The organism is Aquabacterium sp. A3, from assembly GCF_038069945.1.
In the GTDB taxonomy this organism is placed as follows: domain Bacteria; phylum Pseudomonadota; class Gammaproteobacteria; order Burkholderiales; family Burkholderiaceae_C; genus Aquabacterium.
Genome location: NZ_JBBPEV010000006.1, coordinates 30,889 through 57,574, shown reverse-complemented (window position 1 = coordinate 57,574; position 26,686 = coordinate 30,889). Strand labels below are relative to the sequence as shown.

General features: G+C 63.2%; 29 protein-coding genes. 26 read left to right on the top strand and 3 right to left on the bottom strand.

The genetic code is table 11. The annotated features are described in order from the left end of the window. Nucleotides 1-66: 66 nt before the first annotated feature. Nucleotides 67-4,311, top strand: coding sequence for a DNA-directed RNA polymerase subunit beta' (rpoC, locus tag WNB94_RS16005; RefSeq protein WP_341391375.1), 4,245 nt, complete (start codon nt 67-69; stop codon nt 4,309-4,311). Between the two features lie 96 nt (nt 4,312-4,407). Here rpoC and WNB94_RS16000 read toward each other — a convergent pair whose 3' ends face one another. After that, the gene (locus WNB94_RS16000; protein ID WP_341391374.1) at nt 4,408-5,052 is read right to left on the bottom strand and encodes a hypothetical protein; all 645 of its coding nucleotides are present in this window, start codon (nt 5,050-5,052) and stop codon (nt 4,408-4,410) included. Between the two features lie 119 nt (nt 5,053-5,171). Continuing rightward, entirely contained in the window at nt 5,172-5,465 is a 294-nt protein-coding gene (locus WNB94_RS15995) for a hypothetical protein (RefSeq protein ID WP_341391373.1), read from the bottom strand. A 127-nt stretch (nt 5,466-5,592) separates the two neighbouring features. Between WNB94_RS15995 and WNB94_RS15990 the strand changes: the two genes are divergently transcribed. Beyond that, nucleotides 5,593-5,820: a hypothetical protein gene (locus WNB94_RS15990; RefSeq protein WP_341391372.1), complete on the top strand. Its 228-nt coding sequence runs from the start codon at nt 5,593-5,595 to the stop codon at nt 5,818-5,820. Nucleotides 5,821-5,899: 79 nt separating this feature from the next. Here the strand turns inward: WNB94_RS15990 and WNB94_RS15985 are convergent, their stop codons facing one another. Next, nucleotides 5,900-6,493, bottom strand: coding sequence for a PEP-CTERM sorting domain-containing protein (locus WNB94_RS15985; protein WP_341391371.1), 594 nt, complete (start codon nt 6,491-6,493; stop codon nt 5,900-5,902). Between the two features lie 369 nt (nt 6,494-6,862). Between WNB94_RS15985 and rpsL the strand changes: the two genes are divergently transcribed. The 24 genes from rpsL to WNB94_RS15865 all read left to right on the top strand — a co-directional run bounded on the left by rpsL (nt 6,863) and on the right by WNB94_RS15865 (nt 26,672). Further along, nucleotides 6,863-7,240 (top strand): 30S ribosomal protein S12, encoded by a 378-nt coding sequence (gene rpsL / locus WNB94_RS15980; RefSeq protein WP_341391370.1) that lies wholly within the window; start codon nt 6,863-6,865, stop codon nt 7,238-7,240. 213 nt (nt 7,241-7,453) lie between these two features. After that, nucleotides 7,454-7,924: a 30S ribosomal protein S7 gene (gene rpsG, locus WNB94_RS15975; RefSeq protein ID WP_161651140.1), complete on the top strand. Its 471-nt coding sequence runs from the start codon at nt 7,454-7,456 to the stop codon at nt 7,922-7,924. An 84-nt stretch (nt 7,925-8,008) separates the two neighbouring features. Continuing rightward, complete coding sequence (fusA, locus tag WNB94_RS15970) at nt 8,009-10,117, top strand: elongation factor G (protein ID WP_341391369.1); 2,109 nt, start codon at nt 8,009-8,011, stop codon at nt 10,115-10,117. Nucleotides 10,118-10,303: 186 nt separating this feature from the next. Then, nucleotides 10,304-11,494 (top strand): elongation factor Tu, encoded by a 1,191-nt coding sequence (gene tuf / locus WNB94_RS15965; protein ID WP_341391368.1) that lies wholly within the window; start codon nt 10,304-10,306, stop codon nt 11,492-11,494. A 79-nt stretch (nt 11,495-11,573) separates the two neighbouring features. Continuing rightward, complete coding sequence (gene rpsJ, locus WNB94_RS15960) at nt 11,574-11,885, top strand: 30S ribosomal protein S10 (protein ID WP_035037922.1); 312 nt, start codon at nt 11,574-11,576, stop codon at nt 11,883-11,885. A 268-nt stretch (nt 11,886-12,153) separates the two neighbouring features. Further along, entirely contained in the window at nt 12,154-12,828 is a 675-nt protein-coding gene (gene rplC, locus WNB94_RS15955) for a 50S ribosomal protein L3 (protein ID WP_341391367.1), read from the top strand. Continuing rightward, nucleotides 12,828-13,451, top strand: a complete 624-nt coding sequence (gene rplD, locus WNB94_RS15950) for a 50S ribosomal protein L4 (RefSeq protein ID WP_341391366.1) — start codon at nt 12,828-12,830, stop codon at nt 13,449-13,451. Before rplC ends, rplD begins: the two co-directional genes overlap by 1 nt. Continuing rightward, a complete protein-coding gene (gene rplW, locus WNB94_RS15945; protein WP_341391365.1) occupies nt 13,448-13,762 on the top strand; it encodes a 50S ribosomal protein L23 in 315 nt (104 codons plus the stop codon). Before rplD ends, rplW begins: the two co-directional genes overlap by 4 nt. 2 nt (nt 13,763-13,764) lie before the next feature. After that, nucleotides 13,765-14,589, top strand: coding sequence for a 50S ribosomal protein L2 (gene rplB / locus WNB94_RS15940; RefSeq protein ID WP_341391364.1), 825 nt, complete (start codon nt 13,765-13,767; stop codon nt 14,587-14,589). 13 nt (nt 14,590-14,602) lie between these two features. Continuing rightward, complete coding sequence (gene rpsS / locus WNB94_RS15935) at nt 14,603-14,878, top strand: 30S ribosomal protein S19 (protein ID WP_058087407.1); 276 nt, start codon at nt 14,603-14,605, stop codon at nt 14,876-14,878. A gap of 12 nt (nt 14,879-14,890) precedes the next feature. Further along, nucleotides 14,891-15,220 (top strand): 50S ribosomal protein L22, encoded by a 330-nt coding sequence (gene rplV, locus WNB94_RS15930; protein WP_341391363.1) that lies wholly within the window; start codon nt 14,891-14,893, stop codon nt 15,218-15,220. A gap of 13 nt (nt 15,221-15,233) precedes the next feature. Further along, a complete protein-coding gene (gene rpsC, locus WNB94_RS15925) occupies nt 15,234-16,085 on the top strand; it encodes a 30S ribosomal protein S3 (RefSeq protein WP_341391362.1) in 852 nt (283 codons plus the stop codon). A gap of 2 nt (nt 16,086-16,087) precedes the next feature. After that, nucleotides 16,088-16,504 (top strand): 50S ribosomal protein L16, encoded by a 417-nt coding sequence (rplP, locus tag WNB94_RS15920; RefSeq protein WP_341391361.1) that lies wholly within the window; start codon nt 16,088-16,090, stop codon nt 16,502-16,504. 20 nt (nt 16,505-16,524) lie between these two features. After that, nucleotides 16,525-16,728 carry a 50S ribosomal protein L29 gene (gene rpmC / locus WNB94_RS15915; RefSeq protein WP_341391360.1) on the top strand — a complete coding sequence of 68 codons (204 nt, stop codon included), beginning with the start codon at nt 16,525-16,527 and terminating at the stop codon, nt 16,726-16,728. Next, nucleotides 16,725-17,000 (top strand): 30S ribosomal protein S17, encoded by a 276-nt coding sequence (gene rpsQ / locus WNB94_RS15910; RefSeq protein ID WP_341391359.1) that lies wholly within the window; start codon nt 16,725-16,727, stop codon nt 16,998-17,000. The genes rpmC and rpsQ overlap by 4 nt, the downstream gene beginning before the upstream one ends. 121 nt (nt 17,001-17,121) lie before the next feature. Next, the gene (locus WNB94_RS15905; RefSeq protein WP_341391358.1) at nt 17,122-17,628 is read left to right on the top strand and encodes a peroxiredoxin; all 507 of its coding nucleotides are present in this window, start codon (nt 17,122-17,124) and stop codon (nt 17,626-17,628) included. A 193-nt stretch (nt 17,629-17,821) separates the two neighbouring features. Then, nucleotides 17,822-18,940 (top strand): 3-deoxy-7-phosphoheptulonate synthase, encoded by a 1,119-nt coding sequence (locus WNB94_RS15900; RefSeq protein ID WP_341391357.1) that lies wholly within the window; start codon nt 17,822-17,824, stop codon nt 18,938-18,940. Between the two features lie 26 nt (nt 18,941-18,966). Then, a complete protein-coding gene (locus tag WNB94_RS15895; RefSeq protein WP_341391356.1) occupies nt 18,967-19,635 on the top strand; it encodes a response regulator in 669 nt (222 codons plus the stop codon). A 67-nt stretch (nt 19,636-19,702) separates the two neighbouring features. Beyond that, nucleotides 19,703-21,133 (top strand): sensor histidine kinase, encoded by a 1,431-nt coding sequence (locus WNB94_RS15890; RefSeq protein WP_341391355.1) that lies wholly within the window; start codon nt 19,703-19,705, stop codon nt 21,131-21,133. A 159-nt stretch (nt 21,134-21,292) separates the two neighbouring features. After that, complete coding sequence (locus WNB94_RS15885; RefSeq protein WP_445819094.1) at nt 21,293-22,288, top strand: Bug family tripartite tricarboxylate transporter substrate binding protein; 996 nt, start codon at nt 21,293-21,295, stop codon at nt 22,286-22,288. A 12-nt stretch (nt 22,289-22,300) separates the two neighbouring features. Then, entirely contained in the window at nt 22,301-22,765 is a 465-nt protein-coding gene (locus tag WNB94_RS15880; protein WP_341391354.1) for a tripartite tricarboxylate transporter TctB family protein, read from the top strand. Between the two features lie 18 nt (nt 22,766-22,783). Continuing rightward, nucleotides 22,784-24,325, top strand: a complete 1,542-nt coding sequence (locus tag WNB94_RS15875; protein WP_341391353.1) for a tripartite tricarboxylate transporter permease — start codon at nt 22,784-22,786, stop codon at nt 24,323-24,325. A gap of 177 nt (nt 24,326-24,502) precedes the next feature. Further along, nucleotides 24,503-25,525, top strand: a complete 1,023-nt coding sequence (locus WNB94_RS15870; RefSeq protein ID WP_341391352.1) for a porin — start codon at nt 24,503-24,505, stop codon at nt 25,523-25,525. 13 nt (nt 25,526-25,538) lie between these two features. Next, complete coding sequence (locus WNB94_RS15865) at nt 25,539-26,672, top strand: AbrB family protein (protein WP_341391351.1); 1,134 nt, start codon at nt 25,539-25,541, stop codon at nt 26,670-26,672. Nucleotides 26,673-26,686: the final 14 nt, after the last annotated feature.

Sequence of the window (26,686 nt, the reverse complement as noted above, 5' to 3'; positions counted from 1 at the left end):
TGGACCCTTCATGCCTTCGCTTCAATTTCGATCTCCAACCGTGCACTGAATATTTAGGAGAAAGCCATGAAAGGCTTGCTGGATCTCTTCAAGCAATTCACCCCCGATGAGCATTTCGATGCCATCAAGATCGGCCTGGCGTCGCCGGAGAAAATCCGCAGCTGGTCGTTCGGTGAGGTGAAGAAGCCCGAAACGATCAACTACCGCACGTTCAAGCCCGAGCGTGACGGTCTGTTCTGCGCCAAGATCTTTGGCCCGATCAAGGACTACGAGTGCCTGTGCGGCAAGTACAAGCGCCTGAAGCACCGCGGCGTCATCTGCGAAAAGTGCGGCGTGGAAGTCACGCAGACCAAGGTTCGTCGTGACCGCATGGGCCACATCGAGCTGGCCGCGCCGTGCGCCCACATCTGGTTCCTGAAGTCGCTGCCGTCGCGTCTGGGCCTGGTGCTGGACATGACCCTGCGCGACATCGAGCGTGTGCTGTACTTTGAAGCCTATGTGGTGACCGACCCCGGCATGACCCCGCTGAAGAAGTTCAGCATCATGTCCGAGGACGACTACGACGCCAAGCGCCTGGAGTACGGTGACGAGTTCGAAGCCCTGATGGGCGCCGAAGGCGTCAAGAAGCTGCTGGAAGAGATGGACCTGGACGTTGAGATCGACAAGATCCGCAACGACATGACCGGCTCCGAGCTGAAGATCAAGAAGAACGCCAAGCGCCTGAAGGTGATGGAAGCGTTCAAGAAGTCCGGCATCAAGCCCAACTGGATGGTGATGGACGTGCTGCCCGTGCTGCCGCCCGATCTGCGTCCGCTGGTGCCGCTGGACGGTGGCCGCTTCGCCACGTCTGACCTGAACGACCTCTATCGTCGCGTCATCAACCGCAACAACCGTCTGGCTCGCCTGCTGGAGTTGAAGGCCCCCGAGATCATCGTGCGCAACGAAAAGCGCATGCTGCAGGAGGCTGTGGACTCGCTGCTGGACAACGGTCGTCGTGGCAAGGCCATGACGGGCGCCAACAAGCGCGCCCTGAAGTCGCTGGCCGACATGATCAAGGGCAAGTCGGGTCGCTTCCGTCAGAACCTGCTGGGCAAGCGCGTCGACTACTCCGGTCGTTCCGTGATCACCGTGGGCCCGACCCTCAAGCTGCACCAGTGCGGCCTGCCCAAGCTGATGGCGCTGGAGCTGTTCAAGCCCTTCATCTTCTCGCGCCTGGAAGCCATGGGCATCGCCACCACCATCAAGGCGGCGAAGAAGGAAGTCGAATCCGGCACCCCGGTGGTGTGGGACATCCTGGAAGAGGTCATCAAGGAGCACCCGGTTCTGCTGAACCGCGCCCCCACGCTGCACCGTCTGGGCATCCAGGCGTTTGAGCCCGTGCTGATCGAAGGCAAGGCCATCCAGTTGCACCCGCTGGTTTGCGCGGCCTTCAACGCCGACTTCGACGGTGACCAGATGGCCGTTCACGTGCCGCTGTCGATCGAAGCGCAGATGGAAGCCCGCACCCTGATGCTGGCGTCCAACAACGTGCTGTTCCCCGCCAACGGCGAGCCCTCCATCGTGCCGTCGCAAGACGTGGTGCTGGGCCTGTACTACGCCACCCGCGAGCGCACCAATGGCAAGGGCGAAGGCATGATCTTTGCCGACATTCCCGAAGTTCAGCGCGCGCTGGACAACGGTGTGGTCGAGATCACCGCCAAGATCAACGTGCGCCTGACCGAGTGGGTCAAGGACAAGGTCACGGGCGAGTTCGTGCCCGAAACCAAGCTGGTCGAGACCACCGTGGGTCGCGCCCTGCTGTCCGAGATCCTGCCCAAGGGCCTGCCCTTCAGCAACATCAACAAGGCGCTGAAGAAGAAGGAAATCTCGCGCCTGATCAACACCTCATTCCGCAAGTGCGGTCTGAAGGACACCGTGGTGTTCGCCGACAAGCTGCTGCAAAACGGCTTCCGTCTGGCCACCCGTGCAGGCATCTCGATCGCCATCGACGACATGCTGGTGCCCAAGCAGAAGTACGAGCTGATCGAGCGTGCCGAGAAGGAAGTCAAGGAAATCGAACAGCAGTACGTCTCCGGTCTGGTGACCGCTGGCGAGCGCTACAACAAGGTCGTGGACATCTGGGGCAAGACCGGCGACGAAGTCGGCAAGGTCATGATGTCGCAGCTGTCCAAGCAAAAGACCATCGACCGCCACGGCAACGAAGTTGACCAGGAATCGTTCAACTCGATCTACATGATGGCCGACTCGGGTGCCCGCGGTAGCGCGGCCCAGATCCGCCAGCTGGCCGGCATGCGCGGCCTGATGGCCAAGCCGGACGGCTCCATCATCGAGACCCCCATCACGGCGAACTTCCGTGAAGGTCTGAACGTGTTGCAGTACTTCATCTCCACCCACGGTGCCCGTAAGGGCCTGGCGGACACGGCGTTGAAGACCGCGAACTCGGGTTACCTGACCCGTCGTCTGGTGGACGTGACGCAGGATTTGGTGGTCACCACCGACGATTGCGGCACCGATCAAGGCATCGTGACGCGCGCCCTCGTTGAAGGCGGTGAAGTCATCGAGTCGCTGCGCGACCGCATCCTGGGCCGCGTGCCCGCGACCGACGTGCTGCACCCCGAGACACAGCAAGTGGTGGTGGCCGCCGGCACCATGCTCGACGAGGATGTGCTGGACGAGCTCGAAGCCGCTGGCGTCGACGAAGTCAAGGTGCGCACCCCGCTGACCTGCGCCACCCGTTACGGCCTGTGCGCCAAGTGCTACGGCCGCGACCTCGGCCGCGGTGGTCTGGTGAACTCCGGTGAAGCGGTGGGCGTGATCGCCGCTCAGTCGATCGGTGAGCCAGGCACGCAGCTGACCATGCGGACCTTCCACATCGGTGGTGCCGCATCGCGCGCCGCCATCGCCTCCAGCGTCGAAGCCAAATCCGACGGCATCATCGGCTTCAACGCCACGATGCGCTACGTGACCAACGGCAAGGGCGTTCTGGTGGTGATTTCGCGTTCCGGCGAAATCGTCATCTCCGACCAGCACGGCCGTGAGCGCGAGCGCCACAAGGTGCCGTACGGTGCGCAGCTCAACGTCAAGGCCGACCAGACCATCAAGGCTGGCCTGGTCCTCGCCACCTGGGATCCGCTGACCCGCCCGATCATCACCGAGTTCGCCGGTCAGGCCAAGTTCGAGAACGTCGAAGAAGGCGTGACCGTGGCCAAGCAGGTGGACGAAGTGACCGGTCTGTCGACCCTGGTCGTGATCGATCCGAAGCGCCGTGGCGCCGCCAAGGTGGTGCGTCCGCAGGTCAAGCTGCTGGACGCTTCGGGCTCGGAAGTGAAGATCCCGGGCACCGACCATGCCGTGACCATCGGTTTCCAGGTGGGCGCGCTCATCCAGATCCGCGATGGCCAAGACCTGTCGCCTGGTGAAGTGCTGGCGCGCATCCCCATCGAAGGTCAGAAGACCCGCGACATCACCGGCGGTCTGCCGCGTGTGGCTGAGCTGTTCGAAGCCCGTTCGCCCAAGGACAAGGGTGCGCTGGCCGAGATCACGGGTACCGTGTCCTTCGGCAAGGAAACCAAGGGTAAGGTTCGCCTGCAGATCACCGACCCCGAAGGTCAGATCTGGGAAGAGCTCGTGCCCAAGGAAAAGAACATCCTGGTGCACGAAGGTCAGGTGGTCAACCGCGGCGAATTGATCGTTGACGGTGCAGCCGATCCGCAAGACATCCTGCGTCTGCTGGGCATCGAAGAGCTGGCTCGTTACATCGTTGACGAGGTGCAGGACGTCTATCGTTTGCAAGGCGTGAAGATCAACGACAAGCACATCCAGGTGATCGTTCGCCAGATGCTGCGTCGCGTTCAGATCGTCAACCCCGGCGACTCGTCCTACATCGCTGGCGAACAGGTCGAGCGTTCGGAACTGCTGGACACCAACGACAAGCTGCGCGCCGAGGGCAAGCTGATCGCCACGCACAGCGATGTGCTGCTGGGCATCACCAAGGCCTCGCTGTCGACCGACTCCTTCATCTCGGCCGCTTCCTTCCAGGAAACCACCCGCGTGCTCACCGAGGCTGCCATCATGGGCAAGCGCGACGAACTGCGTGGCCTGAAGGAAAACGTCATTGTGGGCCGCCTGATCCCTGCCGGTACCGGCATGGCGTACCACCAGGCCCGCAAGGCCAAGGAAGAGATGGACGACACCGAGCGTCGCGCCATCGCCATGCAGGAGGCTCAGGAGCGCGCTGCGCTCGAACTGGCTGCCCTGGATGACGGTGCCGATGCGGCCGAGTCCGCCGAAGGAGGCGCCACTGCCGAGTGAGTGCCGAGTGTGAGGTGGCCGCGGCCACCGCCGCGCACCCAGAGAAGCAAAGCGCCAGGCGAGAGCCTGGCGCTTTTTTAATGGGGTCTTGCGGACTCAGCCTGCTCGACGGCGACGCTGGTACATGAAACCCACCACCCCAAGGCCAGCCAGCGCGAGGGCCACGACATCTGCCTCAGGGACCGGCGCAGCGGTGGCGAACTGCAGATAAGCCGGTTGACCTCCCTCGGCGCTGCCGAACTGGAAGCCGGTGTAGCCGACGTAGTCCACCGTGAGGCTGATGGTGGCGTCGCCTCGCGTCAGGGCCGCCAGCACCGGTGTCGTGGCGTCGTAACTCTTCCAGCCCGTGCCTTGAGAGGCCAGAACCGGCCCCACGCCGCTGATCTGCCCGACTTCGTTGCTGCCATCGCTCCAGATCGTCAAGACGTCCAGAAAAAGCTTCACCGATGTGATCTCGGTCGGCTCGAGCGACACTTCTCCTAACTGAAAGGTCAGGCGAGTGCGCATCCACTCGCCATCGCCAGGCATGTAGCGATGAGATACCGTGTTTGGGTTGGCGCCAGCGTCGGTCCAACTACCCTGGCCGAAATAGCCCCAATACCGGCCATTGACCACATCATCCGCAGGCAGCACCGGCACCGTGATCGTGCTGGCGTGCACCGCGCCAGACAGGGCAACACAGAGCAAGGTGAGGCCTCCCGTGCGGGCCAGGGCGTGTCGAACGTGTTGAGTCAGGTCCATCTTGTACTCCTTTGGACAACCCCCAAGGTCTTGATACGGTGGGGTGTATCCAACTGTGTACTTTTCAAGGCCCCACGACTTTGACGTCGATCAGAACCCCGGAAACGGCGCGCAATGCATCACGCAAATGAGGGGCCATTCAACAACTCGGTCAAACGACCGATGGCCCAGGGCCGTTCCACATCGCGCAGCAGCAATGGATTCTGAACCGAGCCCAGCACCCTTTCAGCCAACTCGCCGGCCGGCACGCCGTGCTCTGAGGGCAGCCAGCGAACTTGCTCCAGCAGGGCTTGACACAAGTCCTCGCAGCATTCGTGCCGAGCCAGCAGTTCCTCGTGTCGAATCAGCAGACGTCCTCGTGCGTCGCGGTACACCGCCAGGAAAGCATCGGGAATCAGGCGTTGATCATCCATGGGGCAGGTGCTGGGTGGTGCGGGTGGCTGATGCGCAGATAAACACACCTCGTTACAAGGGTTTTCACCTATCTGTCGGGTTTTCCCTTATCATTGGTTCATTGCCAACCCTCAGAAGGAGATTGACATGGCCAACGTGATGTCGCAACGAATCGAACGTGCCGCCTCCGACTCTACACTGCTGGAGTTGGACAAGGCGGGTGTGATCCTGGGTTTCCTGGCGGGTCTGATCGCCATGCTCGCTTACCAGCATGGTGTCGAAGAGCCGTCCATGGCCCTGGGTGCCGCCTTGGTGGCAGCGTCTACCTGGCTGGGCCTCAAGGGTGCCCAGGTGCTGACGCGCCTCTTGCGCTGATTCAGTCTGGCTGAATCACCATGAAAAAAGGCCCCGCGGGGCCTTTTTCTTTGGAGCACGATGAACGCGCTGCGCCTGCTCAGGCGGCACGACGACGACGAACTGCGAGCGCCATGCCAACCAGGCCCAGGCCCATCAGTGCATAAGTGGAGGGCTCAGGGATGGCGGGCACCGCGCCCACGGTCAAGGCATCCAGCTTGAACGAGGTCAGCGAGCCGCTGGATTGCAGCTTGAATGTGGTTCCCAGCACGTTGGTCAGGTCGAACACGCTGCTGAACAGGCCATTGTTGCTGTTGGTCAGCGTCAGGGAGTTGTTGCCCCAGCTCAGAATGGCCTTGTCGATGCCATTGGCCCAATCGCCAAAATCCAGCGACGTCAGGTTGACCTGTTGGCTGAAGGTGAGCGTGAGGTATTCACCGCCAGAGATGGCGCTGCTGTCCAGGAAGGAGCTGGTGACGCCCAGGCCGCCCAGCCCTTCCGACACGCTCTTTTGCTGGTTGCTGCTGTTGTAGCCGCGTGCGGTCAGCGTGATGCCGCCCTCGGTGAAGGTGGGGGCCGTGTTCGTGCTGGTCAGGAGCTGGCCAAAGTCGAACTCGGTGGTGTTGGTTGCATGGGCAACCAGCGGAGCACTGAATGCGGCGAGCATCAGCGCATGACGAATGTATTTGGACACAGTTGTCTCCTTAGCAGTTTAGGCTTGCGGCGTGAAGTTTCACCGGCAATTGTTCACACTCTATCGACTTCAAACCGCAGCGCAATCACCTGGAATGCAGGACAGGAAAACCCTGGGGCAAAAAGGTGAATGTCTGGCCGCTTTGTGCGCAGAAATCGCATGTGCAGGCCCAGGGCGAGTCCCCTCTTGCGGGGTGAGTGCGCTTGACGATAGAATGGAAAGCTTTTCGCATTGTCTTGCGGGTGCTGTTGTGGCCGCGCGCTCCTTTGGTTGGGGTGTGTGGGCGCGGCGTCCAGCGGGCTGCGAAGAACTGGATGGCAGGCGAGATCCGTCGCCTGCTCATGTCAACGGGAACTACGGAAGCAAATAATGCCTACGATCAACCAGCTCGTGCGTCAAGGCCGCCAGGTCGAGATCACGAAGTCCAAGTCGCCTGCGATGGAGAACTGCCCGCAGCGCCGCGGTGTGTGCACCCGCGTGTACACCACCACCCCCAAGAAGCCGAACTCCGCGCTGCGTAAAGTCGCCAAGGTTCGCCTGACCAACGGTTTCGAGGTCATCTCGTACATCGGCGGTGAAGGCCACAACCTGCAAGAGCACAGCGTCGTGCTGGTGCGCGGCGGCCGTGTGAAGGACTTGCCCGGTGTGCGTTACCACATCGTGCGTGGCTCTCTTGACCTGCAAGGCGTCAAGGACCGCAAGCAGTCCCGCTCGAAGTACGGCGCCAAGCGCCCCAAGAAGGCCTGATCGGTCGTCTGAGCAAACAACAAGATTCGGCTCGACTTCATCGGCCTGTCACTTGAAGGTGGCACGCTCAAGAAGAGAAGGCCGAGGTGGCGGTTCTGCCGGAATGGTCCGGTCTGAACTGAGTAAGTGGAGTCTGTTGATCAGGCTCCGGATGCCGGCAACGATGGGTTGCGAGCCCAGCCAGCATCAACTGAAGCATTGAAAGGAATAGAAATGCCTCGTCGTCGCGAAGTACCCAAGCGTGAAATCCTGCCCGATCCGAAGTTCGGATCGGTCGAGCTGTCCAAGTTCATGAACGTGATCATGGAATCCGGCAAGAAGGCCGTTGCAGAGCGCATCATTTATGGCGCCCTGGAGCAGGTCGAAACCAAGGCCGGCAAGGACCCGCTGGAGGTGTTCCACACTGCCTTGAACAACGTCAAGCCCGTGGTCGAAGTGAAGTCTCGCCGCGTGGGTGGCGCGAACTACCAAGTTCCCGTTGAAGTTCGCCCCTCTCGCCGCGTGGCCCTGGCCATGCGCTGGCTCAAGGAATCGTCGCGCAAGCGCTCCGAGAAGTCGATGGCCCAACGTTTGGCCAACGAGCTGCTCGAGGCCGCTGAAGGCCGCGGCGGCGCCATGAAGAAGCGCGACGAAGTTCACCGCATGGCCGAAGCCAACAAGGCCTTCTCGCACTTCCGTTTCTGATCCACCGGCTGCTCAGCAGCTTCAATTCAAGCGTCCGGTTTGCGTTCGTCGCATCCGGCGCTTTGCCCAATCTGGAGTGACCACATGGCACGCAAGACCCCGATCGAGCGCTACCGCAATATCGGTATCTCGGCCCACATCGACGCCGGCAAGACCACCACGACCGAGCGCATCCTGTTCTACACCGGTGTGAACCACAAGATCGGTGAAGTGCACGAAGGCGCCGCCACCATGGACTGGATGGAGCAGGAGCAAGAGCGCGGCATCACCATCACCTCGGCCGCCACCACCTGCTTCTGGAAGGGCATGGACGCGTCCTACCCCGAGCACCGCTTCAACATCATCGACACCCCGGGCCACGTGGACTTCACCATCGAGGTGGAGCGTTCCATGCGCGTGCTCGACGGCGCCTGCATGGTGTACTGCGCCGTGGGTGGCGTGCAGCCCCAGTCGGAAACCGTCTGGCGCCAAGCCAACAAGTACAAGGTGCCCCGTCTGGCCTTCGTGAACAAGATGGACCGCACCGGCGCCAACTTCTTCAAGGTCTATGACCAGATGCGCACCCGCCTGAAGGCCAACCCTGTGCCCGTGGTGATCCCCATCGGCGCGGAAGAAAACTTCCAGGGCGTGGTCGACCTGCTGAAGATGAAGGCCATCATTTGGGACGAGGCTTCGCAAGGCACCAAGTTCACCTACGAAGACATCCCCGCCAACCTGGTGGAGGACGCCAAGAAGTGGCGTGAGAACATGATCGAAGCCGCGGCCGAAGCCTCGGAAGAGCTCATGAACAAGTACCTGGAAGAGGGCGACCTCACCGAGGACGAGATCAAGCTGGCTCTGCGCACCCGCACCATCAACGTTGAAATTCAACCGATGCTGTGCGGCACCGCCTTCAAGAACAAGGGCGTGCAGCGCATGCTCGACGCCGTGATCGACTACCTGCCCTCGCCGGTGGACATCCCGCCTGTGGGTGGCACCGACGAAGACGACCAGCCCACCAGCCGCAAGGCCGACGACAGCGAGAAGTTCTCGGCCCTGGCGTTCAAGCTGATGACCGACCCGTATGTGGGTCAGTTGACCTTCGTGCGCGTGTACTCGGGTGTGTTGAACTCGGGCGACTCCGTCTTCAACCCCATCAAGGGCAAGAAAGAGCGCATCGGCCGTATCCTGCAGATGCACGCCAACGAGCGTGAAGAAATCAAGGAAATTCTGGCCGGTGACATCGCTGCGTGCGTGGGCCTGAAGGACGTGACCACCGGCGAAACGCTGTGTGACCCCGACGCCATCATCACCCTGGAAAAGATGGTCTTCCCTGAGCCCGTGATCGCACAGGCCGTGGAGCCCAAGTCCAAGGCCGACCAGGAAAAGATGGGCATCGCCCTGTCGCGTCTGGCCGCTGAAGATCCCTCGTTCCGCGTGCGCACCGACGAAGAATCCGGTCAGACCATCATCGCCGGCATGGGCGAGCTCCACCTGGAAATCATCGTTGACCGCATGAAGCGCGAGTTCGGTGTGGAAGCCAACGTGGGCAAGCCGCAAGTGGCCTACCGCGAAACCATCCGCAAGACCGTCACCGAAGTCGAAGGCAAGTTCGTGCGTCAGTCGGGCGGTAAGGGCCAGTACGGTCACGTCGTGCTGACCGTCGAGCCGATGGAGCCGGGCGGCAAGGGCTTCGAGTTCGTCGACGAGATCAAGGGCGGTGTGGTGCCCCGCGAGTACATCCCCGCGGTGGAAAAGGGCATCATCGACACCCTGGGCGCTGGCGTGCTGGCCGGCTACCCGGTGGTGGACGTGCGCGTGCGCCTGACCTTCGGTTCGTACCACGATGTGGACTCGAACGAAAACGCCTTCAAGATGGCCGCTTCGATGGGCTTCAAGGAAGGCTGCCGCCGCGCGTCGCCCGTGATCCTTGAGCCCATGATGGCCGTGGAAGTCGAAACGCCTGAAGATTACGCCGGTACCGTGATGGGCGACCTGTCGTCGCGTCGCGGCATGGTGCAGGGCATGGACGACATGGTCGGCGGTGGCAAGGTCATCAAGGCCGAAGTGCCGCTGTCGGAAATGTTCGGCTACTCGACCTCGCTGCGCTCCGCCACGCAAGGTCGCGCCACGTACACCATGGAGTTCAAGCAATACGCTGAAGCTCCCAAGAACGTGGCCGACGCGATCATCACCGCACGCTCGAAGAACTGATCGGGTTTTTCCTCCTCGCGCACGTCCCATTGACTGGAAATGGGCGCGCGTGATGGTAGGATCCGACGCTTCAATTTTTGGATGGTCTTCGGCGCCACTTGATGTGGTTGGCTTGCTGCCCGTGGCAAGCCTTTGCCGGAAACCTTAAACCCGCACGGGCGACTGTTCTTTGTTTGGAGAAAACACATGTCCAAGGAAAAGTTCGAACGGACCAAGCCGCACGTCAACGTGGGCACCATCGGTCACGTTGACCACGGCAAGACCACCCTGACGGCTGCCATCGCGACCGTTCTGTCGAAGAAGTTCGGCGGCGAAGCCAAGGCCTACGACCAGATCGATGCAGCGCCTGAAGAAAAGGCCCGCGGCATCACCATCAACACCGCCCACGTTGAGTACGAAACGGCCAACCGCCACTACGCTCACGTGGACTGCCCTGGTCACGCCGACTACGTCAAGAACATGATCACCGGTGCCGCCCAGATGGACGGCGCCATCCTGGTGTGCTCGGCCGCTGACGGCCCGATGCCCCAGACGCGTGAACACATCCTGCTGAGCCGCCAGGTGGGCGTGCCTTACATCATCGTCTTCCTGAACAAGGCCGACATGGTGGACGACGCCGAGCTGCTGGAGCTGGTGGAAATGGAAGTGCGCGAGCTCTTGAGCAAGTACGACTTCCCTGGCGACGACACCCCGATCATCAAGGGTTCGGCCAAGCTGGCGCTGGAAGGCGACACGGGCGAGCTGGGCGAGCAAGCCATCATGGCCCTGGCCGACGCACTGGACAGCTACATCCCCACGCCTGAGCGCGCTGTGGACGGCACCTTCCTGATGCCTGTGGAAGACGTGTTCTCGATCTCGGGTCGCGGCACCGTGGTGACCGGCCGTATCGAGCGCGGCGTGATCAAGGTTGGTGAAGAAATCGAAATCGTCGGTATCGCTGCCACCCAGAAGACCACCTGCACGGGCGTGGAAATGTTCCGCAAGCTGCTGGACCAAGGTCAAGCTGGCGACAACGTGGGCATCCTGCTGCGCGGCACCAAGCGTGAAGACGTTCAGCGCGGTCAGGTGCTGTGCAAGCCGGGTTCGATCACCCCGCACACCCACTTCACCGGCGAAATCTACGTTCTGAGCAAGGACGAAGGCGGCCGTCACACGCCGTTCTTCAACAACTACCGTCCTCAGTTCTACTTCCGCACGACCGACGTGACCGGTTCCATCGAGCTGCCCGCCGACAAGGAAATGGTCATGCCTGGCGACAACGTGTCGATCACCGTCAAGCTGATCGCCCCGATCGCCATGGAAGAAGGTCTGCGTTTCGCCATCCGTGAAGGCGGTCGCACCGTCGGCGCCGGCGTGGTTGCCAAGATCCTCGACTGATCGTCGCATGACACTGGCCTGCGCCTGAACCCGTGTTCAGCGCAGGCGTCATCGCTCTTTAATTCAAAGGAAGTGTGTCATGGCACAACAAAAGATCCGTATCCGCCTGAAGGCCTTCGATTACAAGCTGATCGATCAATCGTCGGCTGAAATCGTGGAAACCGCCAAGCGTACCGGCGCCATCGTCAAGGGTCCCGTGCCCCTGCCGACCCGCCTGCAGCGTTTCGACATCCTGCGTTCGCCGCACGTCAACAAGACGTCGCGCGACCAGTTCGAAATTCGCACCCACCAGCGCCTGATGGACATCGTCGACCCGACCGACAAGACGGTTGACGCCCTGATGAAGCTGGACCTGCCTGCTGGCGTGGACGTCGAGATCAAGCTGCAGTGATCCGGGGCCTTCGGGCCGTTGATCGCCGAGCCGCCCAAGTCGCGAAAGCGGCACCGGGGCGGCTTTTTGCTTTCTGGTGGATTTTGTGTGCGCCGCGCTTGCATGACTGGCGTTGCGCTGATATGATCGCGGGCTTTCCCGTCATTGGGTTGGTTGGTCGTGCGCGTGAGTGTGTGGCCGCTGGCTTGAAGGCGGGCAAGTTCGAGCCCCCGGCCAATCGATGTCGGGTGTGTGTAAAAGGCCTCCATGGTGGGGCTGGAGAAAAATCATGAGTCTTAGCAATCGTCTCGGATTGCTGGGCCGCAAGGTGGGCATGATGCGCATCTACACAGACGACGGCGATGCCGTGCCTGTGACGGTGCTGGATGTGTCCAACAATCGCGTGTCCCAGGTCAAAACCGTTGAGACCGACGGCTACACCGCTGTGCAAGTGGTGTTCGGTGCCCGCAAGGCATCCCGTGTGACCAAGCCCGAAGCGGGTCACCTGGCCAAGGCTGGCGTTGAAGCCGGCGAAATCTCGCGCGAATTCCGCGTGGCCCCTGAAGTGGCTGCTGAATTGAAGGCCGGCGCCACCATCGCCCCCGCCTCGCTGTTCCAGCCTGGTCAGAAGGTCGACGTGCAGGGCACTTCGATCGGTAAGGGCTTTGCCGGCACCATCAAGCGCCACAACTTCGGTTCGCAACGTGCTTCGCACGGTAACTCGCGTTCGCACAACGTGCCCGGTTCGATCTCGATGGCCCAGGATCCTGGCCGCGTGTTCCCCGGCAAGAAGATGACCGGTCACATGGGTGTCGACACCGTGACCACGCAGAACCTGGACATCGTGCGCGTTGACGAAGCTCGTCAACTGCTGCTGGTCAAGGGCGCTGTTCCCGGCTCGAAGGGCGGTTTCGTGACCGTTCGTCCTGCCGTGAAGGTCAAAGTCAAGAAAGGAGCCAACTGATGGCACAGCTGGAACTCCTGAACGAACAGGGTCAGGCCGCCTCCAAGGTGGACGCCGCTGACGCCGTGTTCGGCCGTGACTACAACGAAGCCCTGGTTCACCAGGTCGTGGTGGCCTACCAGGCCAACGCCCGTCAAGGCACCCGCGCCCAGAAGGACCGTGAGCAGGTCAAGCACACCACCAAGAAGCCCTGGCGCCAAAAGGGCACCGGCCGCGCTCGTGCTGGTATGTCGTCCTCGCCGCTGTGGCGTGGGGGTGGTCGCATTTTCCCGAACCTGCCTGAAGAAAACTTCGCGCAGAAGGTCAACAAGAAGATGTACCGCGCCGCCATGGCCACCATCTTCTCGCAACTGGCCCGTGAAGGCCGCCTGGCCGTCGTGGATTCGATCGCTGTCGAAGCCCCGAAGACCAAGCTGCTGGCTGCCAAGCTGAAGGCCATGAACCTCGACCACGTGCTGGTGATCGCCGACAACGTCGACGAGAACCTGGCCCTGGCTTCGCGCAACCTGCCGAACGTGCTGGTGGTTGAGCCCCGTTACGCCGATCCGCTGTCGCTGGTGCACTACAAGAAGGTGCTCGTGACCAAGGCTGCGATCGACAAGCTCCAGGAGATGTTCGCATGAGCACTCTGAAAATTGATGAAGGCCGCCTGCTGCAGGTGCTGGTCGCTCCGATCATCTCGGAGAAGGCCACCGACGCTGCCGAGAACCGCGGTCAAGTGCTGTTCAAGGTGCTGCGCGACGCCACCAAGCCCGAGATCAAGGCCGCCGTTGAGCTGCTGTTCAAGGTCGAAGTGAAGTCGGTGCAAGTCCTGAATCAGAAGGGCAAAGTCAAGCGCTTCGGTGGCCGCGTCGGCCGTCGTGACCACGCCAAGAAGGCCTTTGTGTGCCTGAAGGACGGTCAAGAGCTGAACTTCTCTGGGGAGGCTGCGTAATCATGGCTGTCGTCAAACTCAAACCAACCACGCCCGGCCAACGTGCCGTGGTGAAGGTGGTGCACAAGCACCTGCACAAGGGCGAAGGCTACGCACCCCTGCTGGAACCTCAAAAGCAGAAGTCTGGCCGTAACAACAACGGTCACATCACGATGCGCCACAAGGGCGGTGGTCACAAGCACCACTACCGTGTGGTGGACTTCCGTCGCACCAAGGACGGCATTCCTGCCAAGGTTGAACGCATCGAGTACGACCCCAACCGCACGGCCCACATCGCTCTGGTGTGTTACGCCGACGGTGAGCGTCGCTACATCCTCGCGCCCCGTGGCCTGGAAGTGGGCTCGGTCGTGATCAGCGGCTCTGAAGCCCCGATCAAGGCTGGCAACACGCTGCCCATCCGCAACATCCCCGTGGGTTCGACCATCCACAACATCGAGCTGCTGCCTGGCAAGGGCGGTCAGATCGTTCGTGCGGCCGGTACGTCCGCTGTGTTGATGGCCCGTGAAGGCACCTACGCTCAGGTTCGCCTGCGCTCCGGTGAGGTTCGCAAGATCCACATCGAATGCCGCGCCACCCTGGGTGAAGTGAGCAACGAAGAGCACAGCCTGCGTCAATACGGCAAGGCCGGCGCCATCCGCTGGAAGGGCATCCGTCCGACCGTCCGTGGTACCGCCATGAACCCGGTTGACCACCCGCACGGTGGTGGTGAAGGCCGTACTGGTGAAGGTCAAGCCCCTGTGTCGCCGTGGAACACGCTGACGAAGGGCTACCGCACCCGCAACAACAAGCGCACGCAGACGTTCATCGTTTCGCGTCGCAAGAAGTAAGGGGTAGGCTGAAATGGCTCGTTCTCTGAAAAAAGGTCCGTTCGTGGACCATCATCTCTTGGCCAAGGTTGAGAAGGCTGTGTCCACCAAGGACAAGAAGCCTGTCAAGACCTGGTCGCGTCGTTCGACCATCCTGCCTGAGTTCATCGGCCTGACCATTGCTGTGCACAACGGCAAGCAGCACGTGCCCGTGTACATCCAGGACCAGATGGTTGGCCACAAGCTCGGCGAGTTCGCCCTGACCCGTACGTTCAAGGGTCACCCTGGCGACAAGAAAGCCAAGAAATAAGGAGCAGCTGCGATGGAAACGAAAGCAATCGTTCGCGGCGTTCGCCTGTCGGTCGACAAGGGTCGTCTGGTGGCGGATCTCATCCGTGGCAAAAAGGTCGATCAGGCCCTCAACATCCTGACGTTCACCCAGAAGAAGGCTGCCGGCATCATCAAGAAGGCACTGGAATCTGCGATCGCCAACGCCGAACACAATGACGGCGCGGACATCGACGAACTGAAGGTCAAGACCATTTATGTGGAGCAAGGCGCCACGCTGAAGCGTTTCACCGCACGTGCCAAGGGCCGCGGCAACCGCATCAGCAAGCCAACCTGCCACATTTATGTGACCGTGGGCAACTAAGCAGAGGCTGATCATGGGACAAAAAATCCACCCAACCGGCTTCCGCCTGGCCGTCACCCGCAACTGGGCATCGCGTTGGTACGCCACCAATCGCAATTTCGCCTCGATGCTGGCTGAAGACCTGGAAGTCCGCGAATTCCTGAAAAAGAAGCTCAAGAACGCGGCCGTGTCGCGCATCTTGATCGAGCGTCCCGCCAAGAGCGCACGCATCACCATCTTCTCGGCTCGTCCGGGCGTGGTGATCGGCAAGAAGGGCGAAGACATCGAAAACCTGAAGCTCGAACTGGCCAAGCGTCTGAATTGCCCGGTCTCGGTGAACATCGAAGAAGTGCGCAAGCCCGAAGTCGATGCTCAGCTGATCGCCGATTCGATCACGCAGCAGCTGGAAAAGCGCATCATGTTCCGCCGCGCCATGAAGCGTGCGATGCAAAACGCCATGCGTCTGGGTGCCCAAGGCATCAAGATCATGTCGGGTGGCCGTCTGAACGGCGCCGAAATCGCCCGTACCGAGTGGTACCGTGAAGGCCGTGTGCCCCTGCACACCCTGCGCGCCGACATCGACTACGGCTTCTCCGAAGCCCACACCACCTACGGTGTGATCGGTGTGAAGGTGTGGGTCTACCGTGGTGACCGCCTGGCCAATGGTGAAGCCCCCGTGCTGAAGGGTGACGACCGTGAAGACGATCGTCGTAACCGCCGTGGTCCTCGCAGCGACCGCCCTGGTGACCGTCGTGGTCCCCGTGGTGGCCGTGGCGCCCCCCGTGCTGACGGTGCGCCTGCCGATGGCAGCGACAAGCCGGCCGTGGCCGCTGACGCCAAGCGCGTTCGCAAGGCAGCTCCTGCTGCCGAAGCGAAAGGAGAATAAACATGTTGCAACCTAATCGTCGCAAGTTCCGCAAGGAGCACAAGGGCCGCAACACCGGTGTCGCCACCCGTGGCGCCGATGTGTCTTTTGGCGAATTCGGCCTGAAGGCGACCGAGCGCGGTCGCATCACCGCCCGCCAGATCGAAGCAGCCCGTCGTGCGATTTCGCGTCACGTCAAGCGTGGCGGCCGCATCTTCATCCGCGTGTTCCCGGACAAGCCCATCTCCAACAAGCCGGCCGAAGTCCGTATGGGCAACGGTAAGGGTAACGTGGAGTACTACGTGGCCGAGATCACCCCCGGCAAGGTGCTGTACGAGATCCAGGGTGTTCCTGAGCAACTCGCTCGCGAAGCCTTCAAACTGGCCGCCGCCAAGCTGCCGCTGTCCACGACCTTCGTGGGCCGCGAGTTTGGCATCTGATGACGCGCAAGGAGAAAGACATGGCTAAAGCCTCTGAACTGCGCGCCAAGGATGTGGCAGCGCTGGAAACGGAAATCAAGGACCTGTTGAAGTCGCATTTCAACCTGCGCATGCAGCGTGCGACCCAGCAGCTCAACGATCACTCGGCTCTGAAGAAGACCCGTCGCGACATCGCTCGCGCTCGGACCATCCTCACCGAGAAGAAGCAAGGAGCCGCCAAATGACGGAAGCTCAAACTCGCGCCAAAGTGGTGCGCAGCCTGGTCGGCAAGGTCGTCTCTGACGCCCGCAACAAGACCGTGACCGTGCTGGTGGAGCGCCGTGTGAAGCACGAGCTCTACGGCAAGATCGTGGCTCGTTCGGCCAAGTACCACGCCCACGACGAAAACAACGAATTCAAGATCGGTGACCTGGTCGAAATCGTTGAAAGCCGTCCCCTGTCGAAGACCAAGAACTGGGTGGTTGCCCGCCTGGTCGAGAAGGCACGCGCGGCCTGATCGTTGGTGTTGATGCCCTGACGCGGGCGTGGGTTTGACCCGCCCCCCGCGCTGAAACCGGTTGTCCAGTGATACTGGCAACCGGTTTTTTTGTGTCCGGCGTTTTTCATCAGGAGTGACCATGATCAAAGTTGGCGACGCGGTGCCTGCCGTGACCCTGTTCGAGTACATCGATGTGCCCACCGAGGGCTGTGCCTTGGGGCCCAACCCGGTGGCGGTCGCGCAGGCCAGCGCGGGCAAGACCATCGCGCTGTTCGGGGTGCCGGGCGCGTTCACGCCCACGTGCTCCGAGCGCCATGCCCCTGGCTACATCGAGCAGGTCGAGGCCTTCAAGGCCGCCGGTGTGGACGAGGTCTGGTGCGTGTCGGTGAACGACGCGTTCGTGATGGGCGCGTGGGCTCGCCAATTGGGGGCGGCAGGCAAGGTGCGGTTCCTGGCCGACGGCAGTGCCGATTTCGCCAAGGCCACGGGGCTGACGCTGGACCTGACGGCCAAGGGGCTGGGCCTGCGCTCTGGGCGTTATTCGATGCTGCTCAAGGATGGCGTGGTGTCGGTGCTGAACGACGAAGAGGGGGGCGGCTACGGGGTGAGCAGCGCGGATACCTTGTTGGGGCAACTCAAGGCTTGAGCGGCAAGCCCTTCCTCGTGCTACATTTGTGTGCATGGACACGACCGTTCGCTTTTATTTTGGTTTCTTTCATCTCCCGCCCCACACCGGCGCAGGAGTGGACGCCCTTTAAGCGAACCACGTCAACCCTGAAAACCGCCGGTACCCACCGGCGGTTTTTTTTCGACCGACCACCGCAACAGGAACAAGCCCCATGACCGCCAAATCCAGCGCCGCCGCCGGCTGGGTCCCGCCCGCCGACAAGACTTCGCAGACCGATGACGAGCGCATCAAGAACGTCACGCCCTTGCCGCCGCCCGAGCACTTGATCCGATTCTTCCCGATCCGTGGCACGGCGGTCGAGACCCTGGTGGCGGGCACGCGCAAGTCCATCCGCAAGATCATCAACGGCAAGGACGACCGCTTGCTGGTCATCATCGGTCCTTGCTCCATCCACGATCCGGCCGCAGCCATCGAGTACGCCAAGCGCCTGCTGCCGCTGCGCGAGCAGCACAAGGACACGCTGGAAGTGGTGATGCGCGTGTACTTCGAGAAGCCCCGCACCACCGTGGGCTGGAAGGGCCTGATCAACGACCCGTACCTCGATGAGTCCTACAAGATCGACGAGGGCCTGCGCATGGCCCGTCATCTGCTGCTGGAGATCAACCGCCTGGGGGTGCCGGCGGCCAGCGAATTCTTGGACGTGATCTCGCCGCAGTACATCGGTGACCTCATCAGCTGGGGCGCCATCGGGGCCCGCACCACGGAAAGCCAGATCCACCGTGAGTTGGCCTCGGGCATCAGCGCGCCGATCGGCTTCAAGAACGGCACCGACGGCAACATCAAGATCGCCACCGACGCCATCCAGTCGGCCTCGCGCCCGCACCACTTTCTGTCGGTGCACAAGAACGGTCAGGTCGCCATCGTGGAGACGGCCGGCAACCCCGATTGCCACGTCATCCTGCGCGGTGGCAAGGCCCCGAACTACGATGCCGACAGTGTGGCGGCGGCGTGCAAAGACCTGGAAGCCGCCAAGCTGCATCCGTCGCTGATGGTGGACTTCAGCCACGCCAACAGCTCCAAGCAGCATGAGCGCCAGGTGGTGGTGGCCGAAGACATCGCCGCCCAGGTCAGCGGTGGATCGAAGAAGGTGTTTGGCGTGATGGTGGAAAGCCACCTGTGCGCAGGCGCCCAGAAGTTCACGCCGGGCAAGGACGATCCGGCCAAGCTGGCGTACGGGCAGTCGATCACCGATGCCTGCATTGGCTGGGACGACTCCGAGAAGGTGCTGGAGATCCTGTCCAAGGCGGTCAAGGCGCGCCGCGCACGTTGATCTGACGCGCAACCCGGGAGGCTCACGTGAGGGTGTTGCTGGCCGAAGACGAGCATGCACTGGGCGAGTGGTTGTCCAAGGCCCTGGCGCGTTCAGGCACGCAGGTCGACTGGGTGGACGATGGTCAATTGGCCGAGCGGGCGCTGGACGATGGCGACTATGACGCCCTGATCCTGGACTTGGGCCTGCCCGGTCTGGGCGGGCGTCAGTTGCTGCAGCGCCTGAGGGCCCGTGATCGGCGCCTGCCCGTGTTGATCTTGACCGCGCGCGATTCGTTGGCCGAGCGGGTGCAGGTGCTCAACCAGGGGGCAGACGACTTCCTGGCCAAGCCCTTTGCACTTGAAGAGCTGGAGGCGCGCCTGATGGCGCTGGTGCGCCGCGCACGCGGTGCAGACAATCCACGCCTGGCGTGCGGTGGTTTGCAGTACGACACCGATAGCAAGCAGTTCACCCTGGCCGATCAACTCCTGCATTTGTCGCCTCGCGAGCATGCCGTGCTGCGCGCTCTGATCCAGCGTGCGGGCGAACCCATGAGCAAAGCCCAGATCATTGCGCGCGTGTTCTCCGACCAGGACGATGTGCTGCCCGATGTGATTGAGGTGCTGGTGCACCGCCTGCGCAAGCGGCTGGAGGGCAGCGGCCTGCTCATCGTGACCTACCGGGGTCTGGGCTATGCCCTTGAAGCCGCCGACTGAGCCAAGCGACGAGACCGATTTGCCCGCCCCCGGTCCATGCACCGACCGACCAGGGCTGTGGCAGGGCATGAGCCTGCGTCGTCGATTGCTGGTGTGTTTGTTGCCTCTGATGCTGCTGACCATGTCGGTCGAGTTGTGGTCCACCCAGCGAGAGGCGCTGGCGGCGGCCAACAGCGCCTATGACCGCTCCATCCGCGGCGCCCTCAAGGCGATCGAGGCCAACATCTCCACCGCCTCAGGCGGCCTGGCGGTGGAGCTTCCCTACCGTTTGTTCGAGCTGCTGGAGTTGACCGCTTCGGGCCACGTGTACTTCAGGGTGGCCACCTTGGACGGCCTGGTCGAGGTGGGCAACCTGGACTTGCCCGCCCCCGGCCTCGGCAGCCTGCGTCCTGACACGCCTGTGTTTCGTGATGCGGTGTACCTGGGCGAGCGTGTGCGCATGGGCGCTTTGCTCACGCAGGTGCGCTTGCAGGGGGCGGACGGCCCGTCCACGCCGGTGCTGATCCAGGTGGCCGAGCAGGCCCGGTCGCGCGAGCAATTCGCGGAGCAGTTTGTGCGCAACAGCCTCTTGCGTGCGGGCGTGGTGCTGGGGATTTTGTTGACCTCGGGCGTGCTGGTGGTGGCCTGGGGCTTGACGCCACTGCGGCGCCTGGAGGCCGAGGTGCGGCGTCGTCGGGCGTCTGATTTGTCGCCGCTGGACACGACGGCCTTGCCCCGCGATGTGCGGCCCTTGGTGCAGGCGGTCAACCTGCAGATGCACAGGCGCCAGGCCCTGGCAGACCAGCAGCGGCAGTTTCTTGACGATGCGTCACACCAATTGCGCACACCGTTGACCACCTTGCGCACCCAGGTCGACTACGCCCTGAGGGTGGCCGCCGATGGCGTGGTCTCTCCCGAGGTGACCCACAGTCTGCAGGCCATGGTCGATCAGATTGACGTGGCCACGCGCAGCACCAATCAGTTGCTCAGCCTGGCCAGATCAGAGACGGTGGAGCCGCAATGGCACCGTTTTGATCTGGCTGAAACCATGCGTGCGACCGTGACGCCGTTGTTGCGGCGCGCCCGGCAGCGTGACCTGGACCTGGGGGTGGAGGTGCCCGACACGCTGATGGTGCAAGGAGACGAGACGCTGTGGCGCGAGGCGTTGAGCAATTTGCTGGACAACGCCTTGCGCTATGCGCATCCGGGCAGTGCGGTCACCGCACGTGCCGCCCTGGAGTCATCGGATGATGGCGCCATGTGGGTGATCCAGGTGTCCAGTCATGGCGAGCCGGCGCCCGAGGCGCTGCGGGCGCTGTGGGCACGTTCGGCGCGTCATGAGCGCGCGTTCGTGCGCGGTGTGGGCGCTCAGCAGGGCGGGGCGGGCCTGGGGCTGGACATCGCCTCTCGCATTGCGCAGCGCCATGGGGGACGTTTGCACATCGATGCGCGGGCCAGCGGAGCGTTTGAGGTCACGATGCGCTGGCCGGCTTGTGGCGACCGCCGCGCGGCCGGTTGACTGGGCGGCGCGGCTGCGAGCCTTCCCTGGGGTTTGTCCCGGTCGAGATTGAAAGCCAGTTGAAAGCCACGGCTTTTTACAGTTCGTGCTCAACGGTGTGGGTGGCCTGAGCCAGGTCGCACCGGATCTTTCAACCGACCGATCGCTGAGGAGCCCCAGATGCCATCAACTCTCAACCTTCGCGCTGCCTTGTTCGGCCTGGCGTGGCTGCCACTGGCCGCTTCGGTGGCCATGGCTGGCCCCCTGGACAAGCCCGAGTGCATTGCCCCCGCCAAGCCGGGCGGTGGATTCGACCTGACCTGCAAGATGGCGCAAACGATGCTGTCGGTCAACCAGTTGAGCAGCAGCCCCCTGCGGGTGACCTACATGCCCGGCGGCATCGGGGCCGTGGCGTACAACGCCGTGGTGGCGCAACGCCCGGGCGAGCCAAACACCATTGTGGCTTTCTCAGGGGGCTCGCTGCTCAATCTGGCGCAGGGCAAGTTTGGTCGCTACACCGTGGACGACGTGCGCTGGCTGGCTGCGCTGGGCGCCGATTATGGCGCCGTGATCGTGAAGAAAGACTCGCCATTCCAGAGCCTGAAGGACGTGGTGGCGGCCTTGCAGAAAGACCCGACCAAGGTGGTGTTCGGTGCCGGTGGCACGGTGGGCAGCCAGGACTGGATGAAGGCCGCGCTGACCGCTCGCGCTGCAGGGGTGAATCCTCGCGCCATGCGGTTTGTGGCGTTTGAAGGCGGTGGGGAGGCCGTGACGGCCTTGCAAGGCGGGCACATTCAGGTGTACTCAGGCGATGCGGCCGAGGCCTCGCAGCAGATCAGCGCGGGCACGCCGATCCGCGTGCTGGCCGTGTTTGCCGAACAACGGCTGCCGGGCGCCATGAGCAAGGTGCCCACCGCCAAGGAGCAGGGCTACGACATCACCTGGCCCATCATCCGGGGCTTCTACATGGGCCCCAAGGTCAGCGATGCCGATTTCAAGGCTTGGGAGGGGGCCTTCCGCAAGGCCATGGCGCAGCCCGCGTACGCCACCTTGCGCGAAGAGCGTGGACTGTTCCCCCTGACGCTCACGGGCCCCGAACTGGACGCCTATGTCAAGCGCCAGACCCAGCAGTACGCCGAACTGGCGGCCGAGTTGGGTTTGCTGGTTCGCAAGTGAGCGAGGTGACTCATGGCTGATCGCGCGTTGGGCCTGGTGTGCCTCATCCTGTCTGTGGGCATGGCCTGGATGGCCTGGGGCTATGAAGCTCCGATTTCTTACGAGCCCGTGGGGCCGGCGGCGTTTCCGCTGCTGCTGGCGGCCATGATGGGTGTGCTCAGCCTGTGGTTGATGCTGCGACCTGGCGCACAGCACACCGCCTCAGGGCCCGCTACTCACGCGCCAGCGTTGTGGGGGCCAGCGTCACCCAAGGTGCTCAAGCTGGCCGCAGTCATGGCCGTGTACGCCATCACCTTCCAGTGGCTGGGTTTTGTGGTGGCCACCGCGTTGATGACGGTGGGCGTCTCCCGCATCTTTGGCGGCACCTGGCGCCAGAGCACGCTCACGGGCTTGGGCCTGGGTGTGGCCTTGTTCCTGATTTTTGATCGGCTGTTCGATGTGATCTTGCCAGCCGGCTGGCTGAGCTTCATGGGCTGAGGCCAAGAGGAGTTTTCCATGAGTTCGACCCTTGAACATCTGATGACCGGGTTTGGTGTCGCCTTGGCGCCGTTCAACCTGATGCTGGCGGCCCTGGGGGGCTTCATCGGCACCATCGTGGGCATGTTGCCGGGCCTGGGCCCGATCAATGGCGTGGCCATTCTGATGCCGCTGGCGTTCGCGCTGAATCTGCCGCCTGAGTCGGCGCTCATCTTGTTGGTGGCGGTGTACCTGGGCTGCGAATATGGCGGGCGCATTTCGTCCATTTTGCTGAACGTGCCTGGCGATGCCGCCGCCATCATGACGGCCGTTGATGGCTACCCCATGGCACGCAAAGGCCTGGGTGGCGTGGCGCTGTCGATCTCGGCCGTCAGCTCGTTTGTCGGGTCGATGGTGGCGATCACCGGCCTGGTGATCGCCGCGCCTTTGTTGGCCAGCTGGGCCCTGGCCTTTGGTCCGGCCGAGTACTTTGCGCTCATGGTGTTTGCCTTCGCCTGCCTGACGGGGCTGATGGGCGATCAGCCCGCCAAGGCTGGCCTGGCAGCGGTGCTGGGGCTGTCGCTGGCCACGGTGGGGATCGATGCCAACTCTGGCGTGTACCGTTTCACCTTCGATTCGATCCACCTGGCCGATGGCATTCAGTTCGTGGCCGTGGTGGTGGGCGTCTTCTCGCTCAGCGAGATCTTGCTGCTGGTCGAGCAGGTGGTGGCCGGCAATGCCTTGATCACCCAGACCGGGCGCAACCTCTTCAACGTCAAAGAGCTGCTCCTGACCCGCTGGACCATGTTGCGATCGGCCGTGGTGGGCTTTTTCGTGGGCATCCTGCCCGGTGCGGGGGCCACCATCGCCAGCGCCATGACCTACTCCATGGAGAAGCGGCTGAACGACGCTGAAGGCACGTTCGGCAAGGGCGATATCCGTGGCGTGGCAGCGCCCGAGGCGGCCAACAATGCGTCGGCTGCAGGCTCGTTCGTGCCCATGCTGACGCTGGGGGTGCCGGGCTCGGGCACGACGGCGGTGATGGTGGGCGCGCTGGCGCTGTACAACATCACGCCGGGGCCCGCCTTGTTCGAGCAGCGTCCCACGCTGGTCTGGGGCTTGATCGCCTCGATGTTCATTGGCAACTTCATGCTGCTGGCCATGAACCTGCCACTCATCAAGCTGTTCACCCGCATCCTGGCCGTGCCCAACTGGGCGCTGGTGCCTGGCATCGTGGCCGTCAGTGCGGTGGGGGTGTATGCCATCCACGCCACCACCTTCGACCTGATGCTGATGACGGCCCTGGGCGTGATCGGCTACGTGTTGCGCAAGCTGGACATGCCCATGGCGCCTCTCATCCTGGGTTTTGTGCTGGGAGAGTTGATTGAGCAAAACCTGCGGCGCGCCTTGTCCATGACCAACGGCGACTGGGCCATCCTGTTCGAGAGCGGCATCTCGCGCGGCTTCTGGGTGGGCACCGCTGTCATGCTCATGGTGCCGCTGGCGGTGCGCTGGTACCTCGGGCGCCGCCAGGCGCTGCAGTCCTCGTCCCTGCCCAGGGAATCCGCTTCGCGCGCCTGAGTCCCCTCGCTTCAGCCTGGCTTGGCCAGCGCCATTCCCATGTCCTGATCACCGGCAGGCCAGAGCCCTGAAAGGCTCTGGTGGGGCGCCGCTGTGCCCAGTTTCGACGCAGAGCGCGATCCAGCCTGCCGATCGCGCCTGCATCGATCCGTCCTTTCCCCTATTCGGAGACTCAACATGATCCCCATTTCCCATCCGTGCGTTCGTCTGGCCGTGGCGAGCCTGTGCATGTCTGCGGCGTTTGGTGCCGCCCAGGCCTCCACCGTGCAGGTCTACGGCATCCTTGACGTGGGGGTGCGACACGCGCCCAACCTCTCGGTGAGCGAAGACGCCATCACCAAGGTGGACGATGGCATGCGCAGTCGCATCGGTCTTCGGGGCACGGAAGAGGTGGCGCCCGGCGTGAAGGCCTTCTTCCGTCTGGAGCACAGCCTGCGCATGGACACCGGCGCCCAGCGCGAGAGCGTTTTCTGGGATGACAAGGCCTGGGTGGGACTGGACAGCAAGGCGTTGGGACAGGTGATGCTGGGCCGCCTGCGCTCGCCCACCGACGAGTACACCAACGGCACGCGCTTCGAAGCCTTCATGGGGCACACCCTGGGCGCCAGCACCGGCCGCGCAGCCCTGGGCACCGACGCCTGGAACAACGGTGTTTACTACATCAGCCCCAGCTGGGAGGGCCTGATGGCCGGTGTGGGATTTTCTGCCGGTGAGGGCGCAGTGGCCTCCTCTCGCGGGGCCCATGTGGAGTACACCCGCGGTCCGCTGGACGTGGCCCTGGCCTGGCAGCGCGATGGCGAAAGCCTTCATGACACCAAGTCGACGCTGACGATCGCTGGCACCTACCAATGGCCGGCCCTGCTCATGCTGGCCACCTACGCACGCTCTGACGACGTGGGGCTGACCGACAGCGGGCAACGCACCAGCTGGAGCCTGGGCGCGCGCGTGCCGCTGGGGTCGGGCCAGGTGCGTGTCTCGGGTCGCATCACACGCGATGATCAGCTCCAGGCGGCCGGCGATCGCAGCAAAGATGTGGAGTGGCGTCATCTGGGGCTGGGCTACCACCACCCCCTGAGCAAGCGAACCAGCGTGAACGCCACGATGGCCTACGACCAGCGCAAGACCTTCGATGCCGCCGGCGCCACGCTGACCCGGCGCTCCGGACCGGGCTTCGAGCTGGGCTTGCGGGTGGCGTTCTGACGCCTCCCTGATCGTGAGTCGACCTGGGCCCCAGCCATTGAGCGTGCCGGTGCTGGCTGGCTGGGCCTGGTGCGCGCTGGCGGCCACCGTGTGGTGGGCCTGTGGCGGGCCCTTGCCCTTCCTGCTGGCGCCCATGGCGACCTTCGCCCTGGCACAGGCGCTGGGCTGGCCGCTTCGCGAATGGCGGCACGGCCGTGCCTGTGGGCAGTGCTTGCTGGGGGTGGCCTTGGGCTTGCGATTCACCGAAGAGGTATTTGAAGGCTTGTGGTCGCGCTGGCCCGTCATCCTGCTGGCGGCCCTCTTGGCGCTGATGCCCGCATGGCTGGTGTACCAGGCCTACCGGCGGTGGGCGCGGCAAACGCCGCTGACCGCCTGTTTGTGTGCCTTGCCTGGTGGTGCCTCCGAAATGGCGATGCTGGCAGACCGCCATGGTGCCAACACCGCCGCAGTGGCCTGGACGCAGGCACTGAGGGTGACCCTCGTCGTCTCCGTCGTGCCCTGGTGCTTGATGGGGGCTGGGACGCTGACGAAGGCCGATGGGGGCAGTGCCCTCATGCCCTTCATGGGGACGCAGCGCATGGGCTGGGCCCACTGGATGCCCTGGGTGATGTGGGCCTTGTGGACCGGACTTGTGTGCCTGCCCACCCACTGGCTGCACCGTCGTCAGTGGCCCAATGTGTGGCTGATGGGGCCTTTGCTGGCCACGGTGGTGTTGATGGCCGCCGGGCCGCAGACCATCGGGTTGATGACGTTGCCGCCGGGGGCGCTGGAGTTCGCTCAGTTGTGCCTGGGCATGACGCTGGCCGCGCGTCTGGACCGCCGCACCTGGAAGGAGGCCCCCCGCCTGACCATGGTTGCCATCGGTGTGGTGTTGGGCAGCCTGGTGCTGTGTGGGGCGCTGGCCGTGTGTCTGGCGTGGGGCGGCCCCCAGGTGCCCCGGGCCTGGTTGACGCATGGCTTGTCCATGGCGCCGGGTGGCATGGCAGAGATGGCCCTGTTGGCCCGCCAAAGTGGCGCCTGGTTGCCTGAAGTCATCGCCACCCATGTCCTGCGCCTGGCCCTGGTGCTGTGTCTGGCACCCTGGCTGGTGCGCTGGGTCAGGCGGCACGCCACTCCCCCATCAGAGGGGGCCGAGCCTGGCGCGTGATGTCAACATCAACC